Here is a 23223-nt window from a genome sequence, read left to right on the forward strand (position 1 = left end):
AGTCTGGCCCAAGTTCCCGTGTGCACGCCCCGATAACCCCGGGGAAGTGTGGGTGAACTTACTTGGTTCGCACCGCCGTTACGAATGGACCCGTTTGCTCCAGCTCCCAGCCTTCCGCAAAGACCTCAGGGTTGAAGAAGACTGCGCGGTAGCGAATATTCGGCTGGTTAGGATAGATATCCTCAGCCAAGTGCACCTTGAACCCATCATCCTTATTGTCGAGGTCGCCGCGGAAGATGATGGCATCCGGCCCGCGCCACGGTGCGGAGTCGAGGGATTTTTGGAACTCTGCAGGAGTGGAGTCCCACGATTCATCCGCCCAGGCTTCAATCTGGTCATTGCGGTGCTTGAATTCCCCGAGGGGATTAGCATAGTGGCTGGTAAAGGCGTTAAAACCCCAGTATGGGTAGTAGGCCATGAAGGTTTTTTCGTCCGTGAGGACTACCGTCTCATTGGGCGTATATCCCTGATCCTGGATGAAGTTATGGATATCCAGATAATAATGGGCGGAATCGCTGGTGAAGCGATCCGCGCGCTCGCCGTAACCATCGGTATCGCTATAGGCGTGGTCGATGGCGTCCTCGTTTGCTTCGGGAATCTGCTGAGCATAATGGATACCAGCCAAGGCGAGGAAAATGCCAAAGACTGCCGTAATCCGCTTATTAGCTGCATGGGAGAAACTAGCAGGATACAGGCGGTGAATACCGGCTGCGCGGACTTCTGCAAGGGCAAGGATGCCCGCCGTGGCGAAGAGCAATACTACGATGACCTCGAGGCGGAAGCTCAGCAGGGTTGTGCCGACTAAGGTCATCACCATGGACAGGACCGTCCACAGGTAAATGCCAATGATGGACAACCCCAGCGCGCGGACTTCCGCATCCCGCAACCGGGTGACGATAAAGATCAGGCCGGCAAGGCAGAGGAATCCCACGATGCTCATGGAAAGGAAGGGCACCGGAATTTGCGTACCTTCTTCAGGGAGGTAGTGCTGCGCGGTGGCTTGCAGGGGTGCGGTCGAGTGCAGCACTTGCCAGAGGTACGGCGCCCAGGCGATGGCCGCGATGGCAAGCGATCCCACCGCGATGATGACTAGGCGCACGATGGGGCGCCACGTGCGCTCGTACAGCGCGGTGAAAATGGCGATCAGGCTGACCACAGTCAGCGCTGCCGCGCCGGTAAATAGGGTATAGAAAGTGGCGGAAATCCCGAGGTAGATAGCCACTGCGGCGGTAGATAGCCACGATCCCTTGAATGCGCGCGGGCTCAAAAACGCGATGGCGGGCATGCCCATGGCGATGACGGCAGAGTACGGCTCTTCTGCCGCGATGGTCAGCGTGATGGCGGTGGTGGTAAGCGCAATAGCGGTTCCCACCGGCAGGGATTTAGTGAGGTGCTGCCAGATGGGAACGAGGATGCAGCCTGCTACCGCGATGGAGATCAGGCCCCAAGGCTGGTAAACCTCCCAGCCGGGAATGCCCAATATGGAGCCGAGGCGCCCGCCCAACCAGAACCAGCCCAGCGGGTAGAACGTGGGCATGTCTAGGTAGTTCATATCCGCATAGCCCATTTGATCCACCGAACGGGTAAGGAACTGGGTGCGGAATGCCTGGTCCACCTGCACGCCATCGAGCCAGAGGCGTGAGGCCGAAAGCGGAAGGCCGATAGACGCGAGGGTTAAAAGGGCCGGTGATAGGTAGGTCACCGCATACGTGACCCACGTGCGCCACCGCGGCCGAGAGAAAGTCTCCTTGTAATGGTCATAAATCCACCACGCGCTAAATCCACCCGCTAGCGCCAAGGTGATGACAACGCCGACGGTAGATAGCGCGCGGGTGACCATGGAGGTACTAAAGGACGGCAGGGATACCGCCTTGAAGGCATACCAACCAAGGAGGGTGACGGCGCCGCCGCCCAAGGCGGCAAAGAGGATACCCAGCAGGGTAGAGCGGTGGGGTAGCGCATCTGCGTGATACGCGGTGGTGCGTTTCTTCTCGCTCACTGGAGCTGTTTGGGAAGGCATAGCTGGGCTTGTCATGCCCTTTAGTTTCGCATACCTTAATCACTCTTCTGGGATTGGGCGCGGTGTGAGCTGTGGCCTATTAGCTAATAAAGCGCAGGGCGAAGGGCCTTTTAGGGCCCTGCGTACCGCAGGGCACAGGGGCAACGGTTAGAACGGCAGCTTGCGGAAGATGGGCTGCGGGATGAACTTGAATGCCAGCGATACGTACTTGAACAGCGGGTGGACGTAGATGGACTGCTTGCCATCGAGTACCGCCTGCACGGTGGCCTTGGCCACGTCAGCGACATTGACGGTCAGCGGGGCATCGCCGGCCTCGGCCGACATCTTGGTGCGAACCTGGCCCGGGCGGACGACGAGCACGTTGGCGCCAGAGCCGCGCAGTGCTTCATCCAGGTTGATGTAGAAGCCATCCACGCCGGCCTTGGAAGCACCGTAGACAAAGTTGGAGCGGCGCACGCGCATGCCGGCCACCGAGGACATCGCCACGATGGTGCCGTGGCCCTGGTGCCTGAACTTTTCACCCAACAGCACGCCGACGGAGACGGGCGCGGTGTAGTTGGTCTGGGCAGAAGCCACGGCCTTGTCGTGGTTTTGCCACAGCTCTTCCTGGTCCCCCAGGGTGCCAAAGGCCACGATGGCGATATCGACATCGCCGCGCTCCCAGGCCTTATCGATGACCGCCGGGTGGGAGTCAAAGTCGGTGGCATCAAAGTCCACGACCGCGACATCCGCGCCGCGAGCCTCTAGGTCAGCCCGCGCCTTCTCGATGCGCGGGGACTGGGCGCGGGCAGCCAGGGTGACCTTGGCAGGGCCACGCTCGAGGAATTCGGCGACGACGCCGAGGCCGATTTCAGAGGTACCGCCCAAAAGCAGGATGTGCTGGGCTTGGCCTACTGCATTAAGCATGGTTTAAAAAATCTCCTTCATGAGGGGTGGTGATTAGTGCAGCTCGAGGCGGCGGGACATATCGGAGGCAAAGACCCCGGTGGGGTCGATGTCATTGCGGGTCTTGAGCCAGCCTTCTAGGCCCGGGTACATCTGGTGGAAGTTTTCGGCAGAGGTGCGCGATTCCTTTGCCAAGTACAGGCGGCCGCCAAACTCCATGACGCGGCGATCCAGGTCATCGAGAAGCTCGCCCAAGCCCGGGCGGATGGGGAAGTCCACGCAGACGTTCCAGCCCGGCATCGGGTACGACAGCGGCGCGCGGTTTCCTTCGCCGAAGAGCTTGAATACGTTCAGCGCGGAGTAGTGGCCGGAGCGCTGGATATCGCGGATGATCTCCTTGAATGGCTCCACGGCCTCCGTGGGAACGACGAACTGGTACTGCAAAAAGCCCTTGGAACCGTAGCCGCGGTTCCACTCGCCAATAAGATCGAGCGGCTGGTAGAACTGCGTCAAGTTTTTTACCTGGTTCTTCGCCGGCGCGCCCATGGTGTAGTAGGCCAAGCCCACAGCGGACAGGCTGAGCTTATTCAGCGTCCAAGACGGGAAAATATCCGGCACGGTCATCAGCTGCGGCGCGTTGAACTTCAGCGGATCCTTCGCCAGCTTGGGGGCCAATTCTTCGAGCTGCGCCAAGGTGGCCAGCGAGCCGCGGGAAATGGTAGAGCGGCCCAGCTTCGGCTCTGGGGAGATGACATCGAACCAGGCGGAGGAATACGTGTAGTTGTGCTCCGAACCATCCGAGTGGAAAGCAATGGTTTCTTCCAGGTTATCGGTGCGATCCGTATCCGCGATGAAGTAGGCGGTCTCCGTCTTAGTCATGCGGATGGTAGCGCGGAGGACGATGCCGGTAAGGCCCATGCCACCGATGGTGGCCCAGAAGAGGTCACCGCTGGGGTCATCGTCGCTGCCTTCTGGGGTGAGGTGGAGAACGCGGCCATCAGCAACGAGCAGCTCGATGGAGACCACGTGGTTGCCAAAGGATCCGGCGGAGTGGTGGTTCTTGCCGTGGATATCGGGGCCGATGGCGCCGCCGATGGTGACCTGGCGGGTGCCCGGCAGGACTGGAACCCACAGGCCATAGGGCAGCGCAGCCTTCATGAGTTGGTCAAGGGTGACGCCACCATCGACATCGACAAGCGCGGACTCCGGGTCAATGGAGTGGATCTTGTTGAGCTTTTGCATGTCGATGACCAGGCCGCCGCCATTTTGGGCGGGGTCACCATAGGAGCGTCCCATGCCGCGCGCGATGACGCCGCGGCGCAGGTGGGCGGGCTTGTCCGAGTTATCGTCCGCGACCTGTGCCACTGCATTCTTGATGACGTCCACGTCTTCCGTGGACAGCACATGGGCGGTCGTAGGGGCGGTGCGGCCCCAGCCGTGCAGGGACTTTTCGGTGGTATGTAGTTCCATCTCTTACTCTTTGCTCGACGGATTGTATCGATGTACCAGCCTACCTAGCTCATAGTGCAGTGGTTGGAGTGACGTTCGTGATATTTAAAACATCGTGGGCACACAGTCTGCCTCGAATGCGGCGCTTTAGAGGTCCATGATGTCGCGGATTTCTTCCGGTAGCTCTGCTTGGGACTCAATCGTGGGCCCTTCGTAAGTGCCTAAAATCTCGTACACGCGGCGCCGCGAAGTGGAATCCAAAATCGGCATTTCCTCTGCCATGAGGCGCGTCATAAAGGGGCTGAGCGGCAGATTGGTGTGCTCTGTTGCTTCAAAGTGCCCGTTGCGCTTATCGTCCTCGGCCCGCTCATCCTGAGCGGCTTGCTGGGCGGGGGTCATATGCTCTGTCTTTTCCGAGTACATGCGCAATAGCTTACCGCCGCTTAGAGTGGTCGCTATGACAAATAACCGCGAAGCAGCAGAAGAATCCCGCGATAATTACGCCCTCGATGACACCTTGGCAGGCCGCATCACCCAAGCGGCCGCACAGGGCATCGTCACCTCTTACCCGGACTGGATTAAATCCAAAAAGGGCCTTATCACCACCTACGTTTTGTCCACGATTGGTTTTGGCGCATTGGTGGCCTATACCAACGCCCAGGCCGAAGAGGACGGCGATGAACCGCGCTCCCCACAGGATTTTGCGGACAAGGGCCTCAAACTCTGGGCCATTTTGGCAGCGCTGCTTATCCTGGTGGGGCTTGCTCTATGGGCCAATGTCGCCGTGTCCCGCAAGGCGGTGTCTTTCCTGCGCAAGCGCGGTGCCAAGCGCCCGTGGACACTGTTGGGAGCAATCGGAGCGGCGGCTACGTTTATTATCAGCGAGCTAGAAGCACGCGATATAGAAAAACTGGCTTCTTAAAATTTGCGTATGGTGGGGCCCATGAACGCAGGGGTCACCGATATTGGACAGGCACGGGCTCGCCGTGCTGACCCGCTGCTGTCGCTCAAGCGGGAACCGCTCACCGTTATTTGCCAAGCCTCCAATATCCGCGCGGATGAGGAGGTCCACCGCCAAATCGGCTTTAGCGATGCGCTTACCCTGCATGAGCTGCAGAAAGTGCTGCATATCTGCTTTGGGCTGCCGGATGAAAAGTCTCCGTGGCACTTTTATGAGCACACCGATGCCCGCGGTCCGCGCCTTGATCCAGAGCGCCAGGCTTCCGAATTCCTCTGGCGCGAGGGTGACCAGATCGATTTTGTGTGGGGCCTCTGGGACTTTGAGGTGGTAGTTGCTGAGATATATCCCCGCGATAATGGCACCCCCAACGCGCTGTGCGTGGGCGGCTCGGGCAACCTCTTCGCGCCTTTTGAACTTACCGCGGTGAACCGGGAATTGACCGGTGAAAAGATCACCGATGAAGTCCTGGCCAAGGTTAAACCAGAGGTCAGGGCGTTAATCGAGCGCACTAAGCTCTATGACTTTGTTCCCCTCTTACAGGCCATGGACTTAAACCGCGGAAGTGATCTCCCGGCGGCCACCGCGGAGGCACTGGCCAGCCTGCCGCGCGAGGTTACCAATGAGGGCAAAGATGCCTTTTGGTCCATGGCCTTGGCGCTATCCTGCATGGGCGGTGACGAGCTGACCGATTCTGTGGTGGAAACCACCATGGATGCCTTGGGCTGGGTCAACGATGATGGAAACACCTTGGAAGGCGCGGAGATTCGCGCGCTGTGCGATGCCTCCTTGGACCAGCTATCCCAGATCGGTGCCTATGGCAAGGACGCCGCCGCGCCGGTGTACCGCCTAGACATGTACCGCGCGCTGCTGCGCGGGTAAGCTAACTGCCTGTGACTAATCCACTTGAAGATGCTGCAGAAGTAAAGCGCCCCTCCAGCTCTTTGAAGCAGCAGCTGGTGCGATTTATTGCGGTAGGCGTCTTTGCCGCCGTCATTGACTATGGGTTGACGCTGTTATTGACCCATTTAGGTCTGCACCGCTCTGGGGCGAAGGCGATTGGTTGGGTCTTTGGCACCATCGCTGCCTACCTGGCCAATGCGCGCTGGACCTTTGGCACGAAGGTCTCTGGCCGCACGGCCGCGACGGTGGGCGTGTTATACGTATCCACCTTTGCCGTGCAGAATTTCTTGTACTGGGTGCTCAATGAGCCGCTCATTTCCTTAGGCTTTGAGGGCGCGGTGAAAGACACCATCGCCTTCGTCATTGCCCAAGGCGTGGCGACGGTGACCAACTTTGCCATCCAGCGGGTCTTTATCTTTAAAGAAAAGTAGGCACGCGGCGCCTTAGGAGCGATTTCCGGGGCGGCGGAAATCCTCGCGGCGCCCGCGGTTGTGCAGCTTCAACCACTCCAAGAAGCCGGCCGGATCGTGGCGTTGGACCAGGAAGAACCAGCCAAAGCGGGCAAATTCCTGGGGCAAGAGCTTCCGCATGCCGCGCTGCCACAGCAGGTAGCCGCGGTTGCGGTAGGTGAAAAAGCGCTTGAACTCGCCTTCTGGGTACTGGGTATGCATCTTGCCGCCCAAGATGGGCTTGAACTCATCCGAGCCATCTGGGTGGAGGTAGCTGGTGGTCAAGGCGGTGCCGAAGGACAGCCCGGAGTTGACCAAGCGGCGGTGGTAATCCACCTCATCGCCGCGGATGAAGAGGCGATAATCCGGCACGCCGATGGTCTGCATTGCCGCGGCGGAAATCAGGGCGCCATTAAACAGGGAAGCGATCCCGGGCAGGAAGTCTCCTTCCAGCTCCTCCATGCGGCGGCGCCACACGAGCCCTTGGCGCAGCGGGAAGGCAAGGCGACCGGGATCGTTGATATTGCACACGGCAGGTGAGACTTCGTGCAGGTTATTATTTCCTGCCACGCGGTAGAGCTCTTCTAATACGCCGTAATCGGCAGGGCGGCCATCATCATCGGCGCACCATACGGCATCGGCACCCAGTGATAGCGCGGTGAGAAAACCTAGAGCGAAACCGCCCGCACCACCTAGGTTGGTCTTGGACGGCACGTAGACCGCGCGGTCGCCTGCCAGGGATTCCACCACGTCACGGACCGCATCCTCAGCGCCATTATCCACCACGATGACCCACTGCACGGGGTGGGTTTGGTTGACTACCTTTTCGAGCGAGGCGCGCAGCAATTCCGCACGCTGGTGGGTGACAATGACGGCAGCGGTGGTACCGGTGGAATCAAGGGTGGCAGTCATGCGTTCCATCTTGCCACCGGGGAATGGATCTGCTGCGGATAAACACTCCGCGTGGGCTAAGCTGACTGCCTATGGACAGCATGTGGCCACCGTTTGGGCTGACGATTCGCGCGAGCGATACTACCCACCCTGGCGTGGAACTACGCGTGATGCGCGATGAGGATATTGCGGCAATCGCCGGTGTGGCGCCAGAGGATATCTACGGCGCAGACATTCCGGATTACGCCTTTCCGTGGTTATTCAATCCCAGGATGAATACGCCTGCAGCGGCGGCCCAGTTCCGGTGGACCAATCGGGCGCAGCTGCGCCCAGAAAAGTGGTCCTTGGACTTCATCGTGCGCGACGCTCACTCGGGAGAAATCCTGGGCACCATCGATGCGCGGGCGGAGGACTTCGCTACGACGCGAGAAATCGCGACCGGTTCCTGGGTCTTTCACCGGTTCCAAGGCCAGGGAGTGGGCACGCTCATCCGGCACGCGGTGGTGTCTTTTGGCCTCGATTACCTGGGCGCGCAGGCGATGAGCACGAGTTGGGTGGCGCACAATGAGGCCTCGGCGCGGGTGAGCCAGAAGCTGGGCTACCAGGTGGTTTTTGAAGGAGAAGAGAAGGCGGGGCCGCAGAATAGTTCGCAGCGACACGTGACTGCGCGCGTGGCAACCCCCCAATTACAAGCGCCCGGATGACCTGCACGTGGAGGTCTCTGGGCTGAGCCAGCAGCTGCTGGGGATGCTGCGCTAGCTCCTACTCGGCAGCGTCTTCGCCCTCAAAGCGCTGGCGCAGATCGCGCACGTATTCGCCTACTTCTGGGCCCTCGTACTGGCCCACGACCTCGGAGACCTCGCCCACGGAGCGGATTTCGCCGTGATCGATCCACAGCGCGGTATTGCACAGCTGCGCCAAAAAGTCATTGGAGTGAGAGGCAAAGACCAAGATGCCGGAGCGCTTAACCAGCTCTTGCAGGCGCACGCGGGCCTTGGCCATGAAGGCGGCGTCGACGGCGCCGATGCCCTCATCCAGCAGCAGGATTTCCGGCTCGATGGAGGTCACCACGCCGAGGGCTAGGCGCACGCGCATACCGGTGGAGTAGGTGCGCAGGGGCATCGATAAGTAATCGCCCAGCTCGGAGAACTCCGCGATCTCATCCATCTTTTTCTTCATCTGCTTGATGGATTGGCCCAAAAACAGCCCGCGGATGATGATGTTGTCGTAGCCGGATACCTCTGGGTCCATGCCCACGCCTAAGTCAAAGACGGGGGCGACGCGCCCGCGGACATCGGCAGTACCGCGCGTGGGCTCGTAGATGCCGGAGAGCAGGCGCAACAGCGTGGACTTGCCGGCGCCATTGTGGCCAACGAGCCCGACGCGATCGCCTTCCCGGAGGTGCAGGTTAATATCCCGCAGTGCCTCAACCACCACGGTGTTGTGGTCATTTTTCCCGATGGCACCGCCCGCGGTAGAAAGCATGGCCTTTTTTAGGGAGCGGGATTTGGCATCAAAGATGGGAAAGTCCACGCACGCGTTATACGTATCGATTGAGACCATTAGTTTTTATCCTTTCAACGAGCCTCATGGTGGGGATGGGAGTAAAGGAAGGGAGGCTATACCCAGTAGCTCACGCGGAAGCGCCACTTGCGCATGACTAGCCCGGCGATGAACAGGCCGATGGCTGTGCAGCCGATGACGATCCACCAGTGGTAGGCGGCAACGGGCTCACCAATCATTGGGGCGCGCACGATTTCCAGGTAGTGATACAGCGGGTTGATTTCCGCGATGCGGGCGCGGTCTGCCACCGCACCGCCTTGGTCCTTGAGCGTATTGGTCATCCAGACAATCGGGGTGACGTAGAACAATAGCTGCGTCAGGGCCTCTAGCAGCGGGGCAACATCGCGAAAGCGCGTGGCGATGATGCCAAAGAACATGGTGACCCACACACCGTTGATGAGCAGGAGGAGCAGCCCGGGGATGAAGAGGAAGAATTCCCAGCCCAGGTTGCGCGGGAAGATCATAATGAGCAAGAGCCAGATGATGAGGTTATGGCCCAAAAACAGCGTTTGGCGCCACACCAGGCGGTACACGTGCACCGAAAGCGGGGCGGGAAGCTGCTTAATCAGTCCCTCATTTTCAATAAAGACCGTGGCGCCTTCCTTGATGCAGCCCGAGATGAAGGTCCACATAATAAGGCCCACGGTGACGTGGGGAAGGAATTCCGCGACGGGAATCTGGAAAAGCATGGAATACAGCAGGCCCAAGGCAAGCGCCATCACACCGGTGGCGATGGTGATCCAGAACGGGCCAAGGACAGAGCGGCGGTAGCGCTGCTTGATATCTTGCAGGCCCAGCTTGAACCACAGCTCACGCTGCTGTGCACCCCGCGTAAGGTCCGCGAAAGCAGCCTTGAGGGTCATGGACTGGGACGCTGGGACGGCCTCGCCTTCTGGCTGGGAGGTCATGCGGGCGATATCAGCGCGCAGTTGATTGTTATCTTGCACGCCCAACACCCTAGCGCGCGTGCTGGGCAAACGGGGAACTACACGCCGCTAGCCTGCGAAAACAGCGATGCCCAGGGAAAATTCAGATTTGGGAAACTGAAGCCAAATGCGTATACAGTAGGGAATCGACCGCCACGTGGTGGCAGTTGTTCAGTGCGATGAAGAAGGGGACCTAATGCCAGCAGCTTCGGCACACTATGACGTCTTTAGTGCGCGAGGTTTGTACACCGGGCTATCTGATGGCTGGACGTACCTCAACGCGCACGCGGTGCCCCAAATTTCGGAGCGCGTGACCTCCGGCGTTGCCCGGTCCTTCCGGATGGCGACGGCGGTAGCGACGCAAGAGGGCCCAGGCGGCGCCCACTCGGCCGCGCCGGAGCCGGGCCGGTTGGCAGGCGATGGCAACTACGCGGCAGCGCGCATGGCCATTGCGGATCTCACCGGTTCCAAGGCGGACCGCGTGGTCCTTGGCCCATCCTTGCCCGTGCTGTATCAATCCTTAGCGCGCGCGGCACGCCCGCTATTGGGCAGCAACTCCTCGGTGGTGCTGTCCAAGCTGGACCCGCCCACGCTGTATTCCGCTTTTTCTGAGGTGCGCGCCGATATCCGCTGGGCGCAGCCGGATCTGGGCACCGGCGAATTGCCGGGGTTCCAGTTCGCGGAGCTTGTCGATGGCTCCACCAGGCTCGTCTCCTTTTCCGCCGCGCATGAGCTTCTGGGCACGGTATCCCCGGCCGAGGAGATCATTGACACGGTGCGGGGGCGCTCGCGTGCCTGGACGCTTCTCGATGTCTCCGCAATCGCGCCCTACCGCCCCATCCGCTTCGATGAGCTTGGCACGGATATTATCGGCATCGATATCGGGCTGCTGGGCGGGCCGCAGATGGCTGCCTTGGTCTTCCGCGATACGCGCATGCTCCGCCGCTTGGATGCCCTAAATCCCATCTATTCCAAGGAAGACGGCCGCAAGCTAGAAACTCCCGTCTCCTCCGGCTTGGCCGGCGGAGTGGGCCCACTGGTAGATCACCTCGCGGCCCTGGCCGGTGGGGATAAGGGATCGCGCCGGGTGCGGCTTAATAAGTCCATGACCGCCTTGAGCGCCTACCTCGAGGATTTGCGCGCGGATCTGTACTCATTTTTGAGCACGCTTCCCGCCGTACACATCCTGGGTGTTACCGGCGAGGCGGCGGCGGGCGCATCCGATAATCGCTTGCCGCGCCTTACCTTTGCGGTCCAGGGCGTGCCCGCGGAGACGGTGTACAAGCGCCTCTTTGATAATGGGCTCGTCACCACGCTGGCCCCACAAACGCCGCTGCTCACGGAAATGGGTGTAGAAGAAATCGGCGGTGCCGTCACCGTGGCATTGGGCCCGTTTAATACCCACCACGATATCGAGCACCTCGTGCGCGTCGTTGCCTCGCTCGCCTAGGTTCGCTTGAGTAAGGCGTGCCGGGAAGCTACACCGTAAGCACCAGCGTGCCGGTGACCTCGCCGCTGTCGAGGGCGGTGTGGGCTTGGGCGGCATCGGCAAGCGGGTACGTGCCATGCAGCGCGTGCTTAACGCGGCCATCTTCCAGCATGGGCCACACATTCTTGATGGTTCCGGCGACGATCTCCGCCTTATCATCCAAGTCACGCGCGCGCAGCGTCGTGCCCTGAATAGTCAGACGCTTCGGCAGCATGGGGGCCAAGTTGATATCTGCCTTGGTGCCGCCCTGCATGCCAATGATGATGAGCTTGCCGTCCTTGGCCAGGCATTTCATGTTCTTTTCCAGGTACTTTGCGCCGATGATATCCAGGATGACATCGCAGCTGCCCTTGAGCTCGTCGACGAAATCCTGCTCTTTGTAGTTGATGAGAATATCCGCGCCAAGCTCGCGGCAACGGTCAAGCTTTTCCTGCGATCCGGCGGTGACAGCCACCTCAGCGCCCAACGCCTTGGCTACCTGGATGGCAAAGGTGCCGATGCCGCCGCCACCGCCGTGGATGAGCACGCGCTGGCCCTCGTGCAGGCCCGCTTCGATGCCCAGGTTGGACCACACGGTGCAGCCGACCTCAACCACGGCCGCGGTTTCTTTCAGGCTAAATCCCTTGGGCGGCAGAAGTAGCTGGCCCTGCGGGACGGCGACGTATTCCGCATAGCCGCCTCCTGCGAGTAGGCATCCGACCTCGGTGCCGACTTCCCAGTCCGTATCGCCGGCATCCTCAATCACGCCGGCGGCCTCCAGGCCAATGATGTCCGATGCCCCCGGTGGCGGCGGGTACGCACCCATAGTTTGCAGAATATCGCCGCGGTTGACACCCGCCGCCTTCACCTTCACCAAGACCTCTCCGGATCGCAGCTCAGGAACGTCTACGTCCTGCAGCTCTAGCGACCGTGGGGTATCAGGATCGGTCTGGACGATTGCCTTCATCTGTGTAGCACTCATACCGCCAATGTAATGGAGGGGGTGTGGTGTGCGCCACGTCCATTTCCTCGTGGGGCAATGTGATTCGCGCGGGACCGTTTAGTAAGCTAACCAAGTTGCCTCTTCGGCACGATGGAGACGTGGCAGAGCGGCCGAATGCACCGGTCTTGAAAACCGGCGAGGTTTATTCCTCCGCGGGTTCAAATCCCGCCGTCTCCGCAGAGAGCATTTCCCCTAGTCCCCTGATTGACTAGGGGTTTTGTCTTGTCTGTACGGCTCATCTGTCTAGGGTGGAAAAATTGAGGAACCCTTTTCCTGCCTCCCCCTGGTTATCTTTGAAACTAAAATTTATTGCGTGAAAGTTTTAGGAAGAAAGAATATGTAACGCAGATCTTTTAAACCCCAGGACGATTGTTTTCTAACAAATCTATAAACTGCCTACTCGAAAGTTGCACATCACCGCATCTAACCACATACAATGATCAGTGCGCGCGGAAACGCGTATAAGAATTTTCCAACCTCGAAAGGAATTCTGAAATGATTCTTGATCTTGTATCCAACGTACAGGAAGCGGCACACTCCGCAGTCTCCACCGGCTGGGACGCTCTTGAGCAGGCAAGCCTGTTCTTCCGTCAGGTGCCTTACCTGGTTCCGGACGCTGTTAACGAGTTTAACCGCTCCATCCTCGGCTTCTAAGATTTAAGAAGCGAGAAAATAAATCCCCGAGGCCATTTGGTCTCGGGGTTTATTTATGCGTTGACCCATCCTGATTTCTAGCGATGATGGAAAACCTGATATGTATTAGAAATTTGTGTGGGATCAGAACGGGATCCTGATGCTGCGGTTGTGAGGGCGGTTTGTCTCGCTAGCGTTGACCGGTAGTCAGCTCCCTAATTCCTCCACAAAAGTCACCCACAACAAGGTAATTGTTAGGTAGCTTCTGGTTACGGCCAGATTGCCGATTCCTTATTTTTAGCTCCTTTGCAGCGAACCCAGCCGCCCTAGCGCTGTATGCTGCATTTATGCCTAAATCTCTCACCTCTTCTTGCGCGATCCTTGCAGTGATTGCTGTCGCTTTTGTTTCCGGTTGCTCTAAATCCGATGAAGCTAATAATGCTGATAGCAAGCCGAATTTCACCGGACCTAGCGCGACTCCAGATGTCAGCGAAGAAACCGGCTCTTCAGATACAGAGGACGACGGTGCTGGAGCCGAAGATTCCGAGCAAGCGCCGAGCACTGCGACAGTGACGGAAAAAGCTCAAAAATCTGCCACAGCCGGGGAAAATAAGATCATCCCAGTAGAAGACTTGTATTCCCTGTGGGTACCAGCGTTGTGTGAGCATGGCGCCGGCACGTTGGTGGATGGAACATTGCCTGAGCACTTAAAGACTGGATATCCCAATGCGGCGGCCGGGCTAAAGCTCAACAAGGATGGAACCCCTAAGGGTGCTTACGCCGATATCAACGGCGATGGCAAAGATGAAGCTGTCATTACCTATGTCTGCGATCAAGGCGGCGTGGCCTGGCCGGATAATTTGCTCATTTATGACAATGACCTGAATTACATTACCCAGGTAGAAGGCTGGACCCGTTATGGAATGGAACCAGCACGCAGGCATATTAACCAGCTGGAGTGGACTGACGATACCGTGACCGTAACGTGGCGTGCCCATGGGGAAGGCGAATCGGGTGCTGTGGCCACGCATGAACTTACGGGAAATCTCACCTTAGATGGCGACAAAGCGAACCTAGAGATGACGGGGCACCGGAAGACCTCTTAGATCCGTGGGTTTTTGCTGCGGCATTTCATACCGGGGGATGACGTGCCTAGTGCGGCGCAGTCTTAATCTTGGAAATGTACAGGGCAAGTCAGGTGTGGTTGTGATGCTGGCTTTGTCCCAGAGATAAAAATTACTCGACGAAAGGACATCATGAATACCTCGGAACTTTATGTAGCAGCAGCGGAATCTACTAACTCTAATGACACGTGGTGGTTCCTCGGGTTCCTTCCCATTGTTTTGCTCGTCGCGTTCTGGATTGCGGCGGTTATTTCTATTATCGCTTCTGGGTACACGATTGCGGCCAAGGTGCTCTTTATCGCCGCTACCTTCGCCCTTCCTTTCTTGGGGCCGCTTATCTGGTTCGTCTTTGTTCGCGGCAAGGAAGACAAGTACGGAAGGTCATAGGCACCCCACACTGTTTGGCGGGGGCTAGGACATATCGTGTTGTTCCAGCCACGCGTTGATGCCGCCGCGCAGGGAAACGACTCGCTCGTAGCCGCGGCCGCGCAGCGCGTGGACGGCTTGCGCGGAGCGGATGCCGCTGGCGCAGTAGATAACGGCGGCATCGCCCTGGCCGATGTCCGGGTTTTCTCCGGCGAGGATGCGGTCGAGGGGCAGATGCGTTGAATGAGGAATGGCGGCGCGGGCGCGCTCGGCGTCGGTGCGGACATCGATAAGCGGGGCGTGCGCGGGGATCTCGCGGACTTCGGGGGCATCGGCTGGCTGGGTAGGCTGCGCGCCGGTGGGGCGGATGGGGATATACTCCCAGGTCCCGGATAGCGCTTCATAGTAACCGAGCGTGCCGATAAGCGGGGTGCCGACGCCGGTAATGATCTTCAACGCCTCCAAGGCCATTGCGGATCCCACCGTGCCGACGATGGGGCCCAGGACGCCGGCTTGGGAGCAGGATGGAACCTCGCCCGGGGCAGGGGCGGTGGGGAAGACATCCTCGTACACAGGGCCCTTGCCGGACCAAAAGACGCTCATCTGTGCATCAAAGCCCAGGATAGAGGCCCAAATATGTGGAATGCCCAGGCTGTGGGCGGCCCATGAGCACAGGTAGCGGGCGTCGAAATTATCCGTGCCATCGAGGATCACGTCGCAGCCGCGCAGCTGCTCGAGGGCGGTGGCGGATTCTAGGCGGCCATGGCAGATGAGCTCCACCTCAGGGTTGAGGGCCTGCACCGCCGCCGCGGCGGACTCGGTCTTTGCAGTGCCAATGGAGGCGGTGGTGTGAATGACCTGCCGGTGGAGGTTGGAGGGGGAGACGAGGTCATCATCGAAAAGCGAGATGCGGCCTACCCCGGCCCCTGCTAGGTAGAGCAGCGCTGGTGAGCCAAGCCCGCCCGCGCCGATGACCGCGACGTGGGAGTCAGCCAATTTCTGCTGGCCTTTATCACCCCACAGCGCCTCCTGGCGGGCATAGCGGATGCTCATTCGAGGCCCACCCAGTTGACGGAACCATCGCCGTGGCTTTGTTCCTTCCAGATGGGCACCTCAGCCTTGACGCGATCGGCGCAGGCCTCCGCGGCGCGGAAGGCATCGCCGCGGTGAGCAGAGGCGGCGACGACGGTAAAGGCGAGATCACCCACCTGCAGATCGCCAGTGCGGTGGGCCGACCACAAGCGCACGGGGTGCTGGCCTGCCACTTCATCGACAATCTCGCGCAGCTTGTCTGGGGCGCTGGGGTGTGCAGAGTAAGACAGCTGGGTGACATCGGGCTGGCCGCCATCGTGATCGCGCACGACGCCCTCGAACGTGACCACCGCGCCCATGGCTGGGGTGATGACCTCTGCCTTGGCCGCGGCAAGGAGCGGCTCGAGGGGCTGCTCGGTCAGCATTGTGCCGACAGTGAGCCCGATCTGCGCGGCGACATAAGAGGGATCAGTGCTCATGTTCTCCTTCTAACATATCGACGATGTGGACGATTAATTCATCTAGCACGGCGCACCCATCTTTGACCCCGCCGGTAGAACCGGGCAGGGTCATGGCAAAGGTGGTGTCAGTGACGCCTGCGACTGCGCGCGAGGCTACCGCGGTGGGGATAGTCTCCAGACCCTTATTCCAAAAAGCCATGGCGATGCCGGGAAGCTCGCGCGTGAGGTGGGGCTGGACGGCATCGACGGTGAGATCATCCGGGGTCAGGCCGGTCCCGCCGGAGGTGAGGATGACCGAGGGCTTTTCGGCGAAGGCCTGATCTACCGCCGTGGCGATCTCGGCATCAGGAACCACCCGGGCGTCAGTGCAGTCAAAACCTTTGCGGCGCAGGAAATCGACCGCGATGGGGCCCGAGCGATCCGCGTAGGTCCCGGCGGCGGCGCGGGTGGAGGCGACAATGACGATGGCGGTGCGATGAGAACTCATAGGGGATAGACCTTTACTTCTTCTCCTGCCTCGAGCGCAGTACCGGCAGGAATGCGGATGAGGTGGGTGGCATCGGCGGCCTGGGCAAGCAGGTGGGAGCTTGCGCCGCCGGTGATGTGGGCCTGCGCATCGACGTAGCCGCGGCGGAACTGATCCTTGTGCGGCAGGCCCTCGATTCCCCGCGCAAGCGGGACGCTATATGGTGCAGGCGCCCAACCCAAGGTAGGGGCCACGAAGAGGCGGAAGCTCACCATGGTGGAAATCGGATTGCCGGGCAAGCAGACGACTGGGGTGCCATGGAAACTGGCTATGCCTTGGGGCCCGCCGGGCTGTTGGTCCACATGGCCAAACCAACCGCTAAGCACCTGGCGAATGACCTCATATTTTCCGGCGGAAATGCCACCGGAGGTGATGATGGCATCGGGGCGGTAGTGCTGCGCAGCCTCTTCCAGAGTGCGGCTGAGTACCGCGGGATCGTCATCTGTTGTGACGTAGCCGGCGACCTCGATACCGGCGCGCCGGGCCATGGCGGAAATCAGCGGGGCATTGGCATCGGGAATGGCGGCGGTGCCCGTACCAATTTCCGCGCCACCGGTGCACACGAGGATGCGGGCGGGGCGATAGACCTGTACTTCCGCGATGCCTTGGGAAGCCAGTGCGGCAAGGCGCACCGGGGTGAGCTTATCGCCCCGGGCGGCCAAAAGGGCGCCTTGCGCAAGGTCCGAGCCGGTCCTGCGGATGAACTGGCCATCCTCGGTGGCGGGGACGGTGACGGTATCGCCCGGTTGAAGAAACTCCTGCGGCTGGCACTGCTCGATTGGCACGATTGCTGCCGTGCCTTCCGGCACCTTGGCCCCGGTCATGATGGGGCAAGCAGCACTCAAGGGGCCGCCGAGTACTTTCACGGGATCGGCGCCGGCGGCGATGGTGGGGCCAACCTCGTAGGATCCGGCAGCGGTGGCAGGCAGTGCGTAGCCATCCATTTGGGAATTATTAAAGCGCGGCGAGGGGAAGGCGGTATGGACATCGGCGGCAAGGACCATCTCCTGCGCCTGCCCTAAGGGCCGGGAGATGGCTTCGCGCGGGCCGAGGGCTGCCGCGACCTCGTGTGCGTGGGTTTCGGGAGTGCGCATAGAGCCAAGTTTACCCGTGAGTTCGACAGGTTCGAAGCCTGCGGGCATAGTAGGAAGCATGTTGACCGTTCACTATTTCGCCGCCGCCCGTGCCGCGGCTGGTGTAGCTTCGGAGCAGGTAAAAGCGCCCACCACCTTAGGCCAGCTCATAGAGCAGTTGGGCAAGGACCACACCGGCACCACCGAGGCCGGGATGAGCATGCAAGAGGTTTTGGGGCGCTGTAACTTTCTTATCGATGGCGCCGGAAACAACCAAGCGGACTCGCCGCTCGTTGGCGTGACCCGCGTCGATGTGCTGCCGCCCTTCGCCGGAGGATAGCCCGCGCCTTTGGACTGGCTGGTGTGTTAGACCAGCCGGTGTGTTAGACCAGCTGGCGCTTTAGACCGGCTTGCGCAGCGGGCTGGTAAAGAAATTGACCAGGCTGCTGACTAAGGACAAGATGATGGCGCCGAAGATTGCAGAACCCCAGGAATTGACCACAAGGTGGCCAATTCCTAAGTCAAAGGTGTTAAGCGTCCACTCCACGATCAGCAGGGCGGCGCCATTGATGACGAGCGCGAATAGTCCGAGGGTAAGGCAGGTTAGCGGGGCGCCGATAAAACGCAGCACGGGCATGACCACCGCGTTAATAATGATGAAAACAATGGCCACGGCAATGAAATTGCCCAACTTATCGGGGGTTATATAGATGCCCGGAATAATTCCTACGACGACCCAGAGCGCAATCGCGATGGCCACGACATTGAGGGCGAAATTGGTTAATGAGCGCATTTAGTCTCCTATGGTTTCCTTCCACGCCCGGAGCAGGGCGTCGGTTTCTTCTTCGGTGGTAATGGTAATGCGTATGCCTTCGCTAAAGGCGCGTACGAGCACGCCGCGTTGGGCAAGGCGGGCGGCCAATTCCTGCGGCGTTCCTAGCTTTTCAATATTCGCCGCCGGCAGCCATACGTGGTTGGCCTCCGAGTGAGGAACGCCCCATTCTGCCAGTTCCTTTTCCACGCGCTCGCGCTGGCCACAGGTCTCTTCGGTGCGCTCGCGCAGCGAATCCTGCGCCGCGAGCGCGGCACGGGCACCGGCCTGGGCCACGGCGTTGATGGAAAACGGAATCGCTACCTTATTCAGTGCCGCGATGACGTCTTCTGGGCCATAGGCATAGCCCACGCGCACGCCGGCCAAACCATAGGCCTTGGAGAAGGTCCGTAGGAAAACCACATTGGGATAGGAACCAAAAAGCTCGGTGCCCAGCGGGGTATCGGCATTCCGGTTGTATTCGATATAGGCCTCATCGAGAGCAACGAGGACATCGCTTGGCACCGCGTCCATAAATTCGGCGAACTCCGTCTTAGTCACGGTGGTGCCGGAAGGATTATTTGGATTGCAGACGAAAATCAGGCGCGTATCCGCGGTAATCTTCTCTGCCATCGCGGCCAAATCTACGCGCTGCTCCGTATCTAGCGGGACCGGGATGGGGCTCGCGCCCACCACCTGCGCAAAGATGGGATAAGCCTCAAAGGAACGCCACGGGAAAATCACTTCCTCACCGGGTCTGGTGGTGATCTGTACCAATTGCTGGCACAGCGCGGAAGAACCCGTGCCCACCGTAACCTGGTCAAAGCTCACGCCTAAGTGCTCGGCCAGATCCTCACGCAACTCGGTGACCGCGATATCTGGGTAACGATTGGCCTCGGCAGCGGCGCGGACCATAGCCTCGGCGGCCTCAGGCAGCGGTGGCTGCGTGGCTTCATTAGAAGACAACTTGAGGGCATCATCGTGGCGCGCGCCGGGCACGTAGCCAGGGATGGCGCGTAAGTCGGAGCGAATCATGGCTACCACTCTAGGTCGTCTCTCCTGCGCGCGTGGAAGAAAACCGGGGACAAAACCAGGGGTTAGTTTGGCCGTGGCGCATGCGGCAGGTATTGTCTTTTACGGTTCTTTCTGAACCTGGAGATGTGCCAGAGCGGCCGAATGGGGCTCCCTGCTAAGGAGTTGACCCTTCTGGGGTCCGGAGGTTCGAATCCTCTCATCTCCGCCACACAAATCCCGGGCAATTGCGCTCGGGATTTCGTCGTTTTACCTCTTTGTAGGGCTGTCCACTTAATGGCCTAAACGACAAAATGTGGTGTCCACCAAACAGGAGCCAGTCCCGTATTCTGCAAGCGGGATACGAGTATTCTCCCCCGCTACGGGCATGAAGTGGAAATGCAGTTCTCTGAGGACGCTTTTGGAGCGCAAGGAGATTTTTCAAAAGGATGAACTCGTCACGTGGTGAATTTTTATCGTGAATAATGGCGCTATGGATAAAGCGCAGAAGATAAAAAACGGAATTTTGCTCGCTTTAGCAGTTGCTTCTTTGGTGTTATTTGTTTTGTGGCTGACTGATGTAATAGGCATCGGCTTAGTGACCATCTTCATTGTTGTTCTGACTGCTGCTTCTGTGGGAGTGCGCGTGTGGGCGGAGAATGCAGGGCGTCAGTTTAAATAAGTAGTACACCGCACCCAGTTGACCCCAGGGCGGCTGTTACATCATCGCTGGTTCACGATTCTTCCCGCCGCAGGTGACGGGGTGTAGGCGTGGCGCCCTTTGTCGATGCGCGGGCTTGACCACTTTAAAGCGCCGGAAAAACCTCGTTGCGCAGGAGATCGGCGAGCTCGCACTGCGGGTCGGCGGGATCGATCCAGGCGGTTTCGGCGATTTCGGCTGCGGCGTGGGCGATGACGGGGCGCGGGTAGGTAAAGATATGCCCGCGGACGGTCTGGCCCGGTTCGTTGGCGGCGGGTGCAGTGAAGGTGCCGAGCTCGGTAAGTTCAGGTAGGCGTACCTGCACGCCGATTTCTTCTTCCACCTCGCGCGCAGCGGCCTGGACAGGGCTTTCGCCTTCTTCTAGTTTGCCGCCAGGCAGCTGGAACTTTGTGGATGAGGCCTTGCGTACGCCAAGCACGTGGCCAAAGGAATTGCGGAAAACGATGGCTGCGACTTCAATCATGGCCCCGATCATAACGAGGCGGCCGGGGCCGGCGGGTAGGGGCGCGGGCTTATCGCGCCAAGAATGTGCATTGAATATAAGGTAGGAAGACATGAGCGATTCGAGGTTTCCCCGCTCGGTATTTGGGGTAGGAAGCGATCCTGATCCGCGCTTTACGCTGGCGAATGAGCGCACCTTCCTCGCTTGGATTCGCACCTCGCTCGCGCTGATTGCCGGGGGAGTGGCCTTGGAAGCTTTCGATGTGCCGCTGCCGGCGACGCTGCGCGCGGTGGTCTCCGCATTCATGCTGGTGGTGGCGATTATGCTGCCGGTGGTCGCGTGGTTGCAATGGAAGCGGGCCGAGCGCGCCTTGCGGCAACAGCGCCCGTTGCCCTTTAGTATTGCCATCCCGGTGCTTGTGGGCACCATCGTCGTTATCGCGGCCGTGCTGCTGGTAGGCGAGTTACTTGCCTAGCCCGCAGCCACATGGGGAACTCTTTGACCCCGGCTTGCAGCCCGAGCGCACCCGTCTATCGTGGCAGCGCACCGTCCTTGCGCTGGCGGTGATACTCCTGGGCGTTATGCGGGCGGTCAGCGTCAGCGTGTTTCTTCCGTTGCTGGTGCTCGCGGCGGGCGTACTGGTGCTGATAGTGGCGGTGCGGAAGCGGGCATCGCTTGTAGATGCCTCCCTACGCACCCACCGCCACCTCCCCGGCGCCGCCGTCCTGGCCGGTGGTGCGGGGCTAGTCTCCCTGCTCGCGGCCTTTGCCTTGTGGGGTGTTTTTGCCTGAGGGCAAAATTTTCCGCCGCAGCACTGTGTGCTGGTGGGGGATACGCGTAATCTATGTGAGGCTATATCAATTACGGTGGCCACCGGTGCCGCGGTATGAGGGGCGAGAAGGGCAAGGTGACGGCGATGGCGGATACTACTGAGCAGGCCAGCGATACGGTCGAGGCATGGTTGAAGCAGGATTCTGCCATTGACCCACAAAAAGCGCCCCGCTTGCAGGCGCTACTTGATGAGGTGCCGCTGCAGGAGCTCATCGCCATCGTCGAGCGGCAAAATGCCATCCGGGCCGCGCTGGCCCTGCGCTTGTTGCCGCGGCGTAAATCCATCGTGGTATTTGATGCCCTGGATGCCAAGCACCAGGCCGATATCATCGATGAGCTGGGAAATGCTGATGTCTATGAGTTCTTCGATGAACTCGAACCGGAAGACCGCGTGGCCCTTTTGGATGAGCTGCCGGCGGAAATCGCGGATCGGCTGCTGCGCTCGCTTACCAAATCGAAGCGGGATGTCACCGGGGTTGTCCTGGGCTATACCAAGGGCTCGGTGGGCCGCCGCATGTCGCCCGAGGTCCCCGGCATTCATCCCGAGATGAGCGTGGAGGAAGCGCTGCGGACCCTGCGCGCGAAGGCCGATGAGCTGGAAACCATCTATGCGGTGCCCATCACCCGCGCGGACCGCCGCCTAGTGGGCGTGGTGACGCTGCGGGAGATTTTTACCGCGGAGGAGGGCACCACGATTGGGGACATCATGCAAAGCCCCATCTACGCCAATGCCAATGATGATGCGGAAGAAACCGCCAGGTGGTTCCTGCCGCTCGATATTTTGGCATTGCCCATCGTGGATGATTCGGACCGCCTGGTAGGGCTTTTGACCTGGGATGATGCCATTGACATCGTCGAGGCAGAGGACAGTGAGGACTCCGCCCGCGCCGGTGGTACCGAGGCCCTGCAGCAGCCGTACCTGTCCACGCCGCTATTAAAACTGGTGAAGTCTCGCATCGTGTGGTTGCTGGTTCTGGCGGTTTCCGCGCTGTTGACCGTGCGGGTCTTGGACGCCTTTGAGGACACCTTGGCGCAGGCCGTGGTGTTATCCCTGTTTATCCCGCTGTTGACCGGTACCGGTGGCAATACGGGAAACCAGGCGGCAACGACGGTCACCCGTGCGCTTGCGCTTGGCGATGTCCGCGGGCGTGACCTCCTCGCTGTCCTCTGGCGTGAGCTCCGCGTGGGTATGCTGCTTGGCACTGTATTGGGCTTGGCAGGACTTGGACTGGCAACGGTGGTCTACGGCTTAGATATAGGCATAGTCATTGGCTCGACGCTGTTTTTGATTTGTTCGATGTCTGCCACCGTGGGTGGGCTTATGCCCTTGGTGGCCAAGACCATCGGAGCCGACCCCGCCGTATTTTCCAACCCATTTATTTCTACCTTCTGCGATGCCACGGGCCTGATCATTTATTTCCTCATTGCCAAGGCGGTGCTCGGCTTATAAAGATCCCCGGGCCCACGGGCCTGGGCGCTTCGTGCGGGGGTGGCGAACCGGTGGGGGAGATTTCACATTTTGCGTAGCTGCGTTGTGTGAATTTTAAAATTGGTGGGGGTAAATTTGGCAAAGTTTGTGGTTTCTGGTGCAAATGTTTTGTAGGGTCTTAGCATGCTCTGCATGGACTGAATGATGTTCGGTATGCACCAAGGATCCGGCTCGATTGCTGGTAATTG

At 59.8% G+C, this 23223-nt stretch carries 28 protein-coding genes and 2 tRNA genes; 15 read left to right on the plus strand and 15 right to left on the minus strand.

The window, feature by feature from the left end; translation table 11 throughout:
• Window positions 1–58 precede the first annotated feature (58 nt).
• The 4 genes from ACLI1T_RS00545 to ACLI1T_RS00560 all read right to left on the minus strand — a co-directional run bounded on the left by ACLI1T_RS00545 (window position 59) and on the right by ACLI1T_RS00560 (window position 4777).
• Window positions 59–2035, minus strand: a complete 1977-nt coding sequence (locus ACLI1T_RS00545) for a galactan 5-O-arabinofuranosyltransferase (RefSeq protein ID WP_411702754.1) — start codon at window positions 2033–2035, stop codon at window positions 59–61.
• Window positions 2036–2167: 132 nt separating this feature from the next.
• Complete coding sequence (locus tag ACLI1T_RS00550) at window positions 2168–2926, minus strand: decaprenylphospho-beta-D-erythro-pentofuranosid-2-ulose 2-reductase (protein WP_411702755.1); 759 nt, start codon at window positions 2924–2926, stop codon at window positions 2168–2170.
• 33 nt (window positions 2927–2959) lie between these two features.
• Window positions 2960–4375, minus strand: a complete 1416-nt coding sequence (locus ACLI1T_RS00555; protein WP_023024884.1) for an FAD-binding oxidoreductase — start codon at window positions 4373–4375, stop codon at window positions 2960–2962.
• A 126-nt stretch (window positions 4376–4501) separates the two neighbouring features.
• Window positions 4502–4777, minus strand: coding sequence for a hypothetical protein (locus ACLI1T_RS00560; RefSeq protein ID WP_411702756.1), 276 nt, complete (start codon window positions 4775–4777; stop codon window positions 4502–4504).
• A gap of 34 nt (window positions 4778–4811) precedes the next feature.
• Between ACLI1T_RS00560 and ACLI1T_RS00565 the strand changes: the two genes are divergently transcribed.
• Genes ACLI1T_RS00565 through ACLI1T_RS00575 form a run of 3 tightly spaced genes read left to right on the plus strand, consistent with a single transcriptional unit; the run spans window position 4812 to window position 6646 of the window.
• A complete protein-coding gene (locus ACLI1T_RS00565) occupies window positions 4812–5276 on the plus strand; it encodes a hypothetical protein (protein ID WP_023024888.1) in 465 nt (154 codons plus the stop codon).
• A gap of 9 nt (window positions 5277–5285) precedes the next feature.
• The gene (locus ACLI1T_RS00570; protein WP_411702757.1) at window positions 5286–6194 is read left to right on the plus strand and encodes a hypothetical protein; all 909 of its coding nucleotides are present in this window, start codon (window positions 5286–5288) and stop codon (window positions 6192–6194) included.
• 11 nt (window positions 6195–6205) lie between these two features.
• The gene (locus ACLI1T_RS00575) at window positions 6206–6646 is read left to right on the plus strand and encodes a GtrA family protein (protein WP_005280656.1); all 441 of its coding nucleotides are present in this window, start codon (window positions 6206–6208) and stop codon (window positions 6644–6646) included.
• 12 nt (window positions 6647–6658) lie between these two features.
• Here the strand turns inward: ACLI1T_RS00575 and ACLI1T_RS00580 are convergent, their stop codons facing one another.
• On the minus strand, window positions 6659–7585 hold the full coding sequence (locus ACLI1T_RS00580) for a glycosyltransferase (protein WP_198010505.1): 927 nt from the start codon (window positions 7583–7585) through the stop codon (window positions 6659–6661).
• 62 nt (window positions 7586–7647) lie between these two features.
• Here ACLI1T_RS00580 and ACLI1T_RS00585 point away from each other — a divergent pair, with 62 nt between their 5' ends.
• Entirely contained in the window at window positions 7648–8259 is a 612-nt protein-coding gene (locus ACLI1T_RS00585) for a GNAT family N-acetyltransferase (protein ID WP_411702758.1), read from the plus strand.
• Between the two features lie 58 nt (window positions 8260–8317).
• On the opposite strand, the gene ACLI1T_RS00590 is transcribed toward ACLI1T_RS00585, so the two are convergent.
• Both ACLI1T_RS00590 and ACLI1T_RS00595 read right to left on the minus strand, forming a co-directional pair.
• Entirely contained in the window at window positions 8318–9118 is an 801-nt protein-coding gene (locus tag ACLI1T_RS00590; protein ID WP_411702759.1) for an ABC transporter ATP-binding protein, read from the minus strand.
• Between the two features lie 56 nt (window positions 9119–9174).
• Window positions 9175–10026, minus strand: a complete 852-nt coding sequence (locus tag ACLI1T_RS00595) for an ABC transporter permease (protein WP_042404151.1) — start codon at window positions 10024–10026, stop codon at window positions 9175–9177.
• A 214-nt stretch (window positions 10027–10240) separates the two neighbouring features.
• Here ACLI1T_RS00595 and ACLI1T_RS00600 point away from each other — a divergent pair, with 214 nt between their 5' ends.
• Window positions 10241–11494, plus strand: a complete 1254-nt coding sequence (locus ACLI1T_RS00600; RefSeq protein WP_411702760.1) for an aminotransferase class V-fold PLP-dependent enzyme — start codon at window positions 10241–10243, stop codon at window positions 11492–11494.
• A 28-nt stretch (window positions 11495–11522) separates the two neighbouring features.
• On the opposite strand, the gene ACLI1T_RS00605 is transcribed toward ACLI1T_RS00600, so the two are convergent.
• Entirely contained in the window at window positions 11523–12479 is a 957-nt protein-coding gene (locus tag ACLI1T_RS00605) for an NAD(P)H-quinone oxidoreductase (protein ID WP_411703323.1), read from the minus strand.
• Window positions 12480–12607: 128 nt separating this feature from the next.
• Here ACLI1T_RS00605 and ACLI1T_RS00610 point away from each other — a divergent pair.
• The 4 genes from ACLI1T_RS00610 (at window position 12608) to ACLI1T_RS00625 (ending at window position 14659) form a co-directional block, all read left to right on the plus strand.
• Window positions 12608–12692, plus strand: a tRNA-Ser gene (locus ACLI1T_RS00610).
• Between the two features lie 318 nt (window positions 12693–13010).
• Window positions 13011–13169, plus strand: a complete 159-nt coding sequence (locus ACLI1T_RS00615) for a hypothetical protein (RefSeq protein WP_023024906.1) — start codon at window positions 13011–13013, stop codon at window positions 13167–13169.
• A gap of 326 nt (window positions 13170–13495) precedes the next feature.
• Window positions 13496–14254: a hypothetical protein gene (locus ACLI1T_RS00620; protein WP_411702761.1), complete on the plus strand. Its 759-nt coding sequence runs from the start codon at window positions 13496–13498 to the stop codon at window positions 14252–14254.
• A gap of 150 nt (window positions 14255–14404) precedes the next feature.
• Window positions 14405–14659, plus strand: a complete 255-nt coding sequence (locus ACLI1T_RS00625) for a hypothetical protein (protein ID WP_411702762.1) — start codon at window positions 14405–14407, stop codon at window positions 14657–14659.
• 24 nt (window positions 14660–14683) lie between these two features.
• Here ACLI1T_RS00625 and ACLI1T_RS00630 read toward each other — a convergent pair whose 3' ends face one another.
• Genes ACLI1T_RS00630 through ACLI1T_RS00645 form a run of 4 tightly spaced genes read right to left on the minus strand, consistent with a single transcriptional unit; the run spans window position 14684 to window position 17751 of the window.
• On the minus strand, window positions 14684–15691 hold the full coding sequence (locus ACLI1T_RS00630; protein WP_411702763.1) for a ThiF family adenylyltransferase: 1008 nt from the start codon (window positions 15689–15691) through the stop codon (window positions 14684–14686).
• Window positions 15688–16149: a molybdenum cofactor biosynthesis protein MoaE gene (locus ACLI1T_RS00635; RefSeq protein WP_411702764.1), complete on the minus strand. Its 462-nt coding sequence runs from the start codon at window positions 16147–16149 to the stop codon at window positions 15688–15690. Before ACLI1T_RS00635 ends, ACLI1T_RS00630 begins: the two co-directional genes overlap by 4 nt.
• The gene (locus ACLI1T_RS00640; protein ID WP_411702765.1) at window positions 16139–16618 is read right to left on the minus strand and encodes a MogA/MoaB family molybdenum cofactor biosynthesis protein; all 480 of its coding nucleotides are present in this window, start codon (window positions 16616–16618) and stop codon (window positions 16139–16141) included. The genes ACLI1T_RS00635 and ACLI1T_RS00640 overlap by 11 nt, the downstream gene beginning before the upstream one ends.
• Window positions 16615–17751, minus strand: a complete 1137-nt coding sequence (locus ACLI1T_RS00645) for a molybdopterin molybdotransferase MoeA (protein WP_411702766.1) — start codon at window positions 17749–17751, stop codon at window positions 16615–16617. The genes ACLI1T_RS00640 and ACLI1T_RS00645 overlap by 4 nt, the downstream gene beginning before the upstream one ends.
• A 58-nt stretch (window positions 17752–17809) precedes the next feature.
• Here ACLI1T_RS00645 and ACLI1T_RS00650 point away from each other — a divergent pair, with 58 nt between their 5' ends.
• A complete protein-coding gene (locus tag ACLI1T_RS00650) occupies window positions 17810–18070 on the plus strand; it encodes a MoaD/ThiS family protein (RefSeq protein WP_411702767.1) in 261 nt (86 codons plus the stop codon).
• Window positions 18071–18130: 60 nt separating this feature from the next.
• On the opposite strand, the gene ACLI1T_RS00655 is transcribed toward ACLI1T_RS00650, so the two are convergent.
• Together ACLI1T_RS00655 and hisC are read right to left on the minus strand one after the other, a co-directional pair.
• Entirely contained in the window at window positions 18131–18523 is a 393-nt protein-coding gene (locus tag ACLI1T_RS00655) for a phage holin family protein (RefSeq protein WP_023029945.1), read from the minus strand.
• Entirely contained in the window at window positions 18524–19576 is a 1053-nt protein-coding gene (hisC, locus tag ACLI1T_RS00660; RefSeq protein ID WP_411702768.1) for a histidinol-phosphate transaminase, read from the minus strand.
• A 119-nt stretch (window positions 19577–19695) separates the two neighbouring features.
• On the opposite strand from hisC, the gene ACLI1T_RS00665 reads away from it, so the two are divergent.
• Together ACLI1T_RS00665 and ACLI1T_RS00670 are read left to right on the plus strand one after the other, a co-directional pair.
• Window positions 19696–19784: transfer RNA gene (locus ACLI1T_RS00665), tRNA-Ser, on the plus strand.
• A 261-nt stretch (window positions 19785–20045) separates the two neighbouring features.
• Window positions 20046–20234: a hypothetical protein gene (locus tag ACLI1T_RS00670; protein ID WP_411702769.1), complete on the plus strand. Its 189-nt coding sequence runs from the start codon at window positions 20046–20048 to the stop codon at window positions 20232–20234.
• A 124-nt stretch (window positions 20235–20358) separates the two neighbouring features.
• Here ACLI1T_RS00670 and ACLI1T_RS00675 read toward each other — a convergent pair whose 3' ends face one another.
• The gene (locus ACLI1T_RS00675) at window positions 20359–20736 is read right to left on the minus strand and encodes an NUDIX hydrolase (RefSeq protein WP_034659491.1); all 378 of its coding nucleotides are present in this window, start codon (window positions 20734–20736) and stop codon (window positions 20359–20361) included.
• Window positions 20737–20827: 91 nt separating this feature from the next.
• On the opposite strand from ACLI1T_RS00675, the gene ACLI1T_RS00680 reads away from it, so the two are divergent.
• The 3 genes from ACLI1T_RS00680 to mgtE all read left to right on the plus strand — a co-directional run bounded on the left by ACLI1T_RS00680 (window position 20828) and on the right by mgtE (window position 22996).
• On the plus strand, window positions 20828–21190 hold the full coding sequence (locus ACLI1T_RS00680; protein WP_411702770.1) for a YidH family protein: 363 nt from the start codon (window positions 20828–20830) through the stop codon (window positions 21188–21190).
• Window positions 21183–21506: a DUF202 domain-containing protein gene (locus tag ACLI1T_RS00685; RefSeq protein ID WP_411702771.1), complete on the plus strand. Its 324-nt coding sequence runs from the start codon at window positions 21183–21185 to the stop codon at window positions 21504–21506. The genes ACLI1T_RS00680 and ACLI1T_RS00685 overlap by 8 nt, the downstream gene beginning before the upstream one ends.
• Before the next feature lie 125 nt (window positions 21507–21631).
• Complete coding sequence (gene mgtE / locus ACLI1T_RS00690) at window positions 21632–22996, plus strand: magnesium transporter (protein WP_411702772.1); 1365 nt, start codon at window positions 21632–21634, stop codon at window positions 22994–22996.
• The last annotated feature ends 227 nt before the right edge of the window (window positions 22997–23223 follow it).

Source organism: Corynebacterium tuingiense, from assembly GCF_046718165.1.
Classification (GTDB): domain Bacteria; phylum Actinomycetota; class Actinomycetes; order Mycobacteriales; family Mycobacteriaceae; genus Corynebacterium.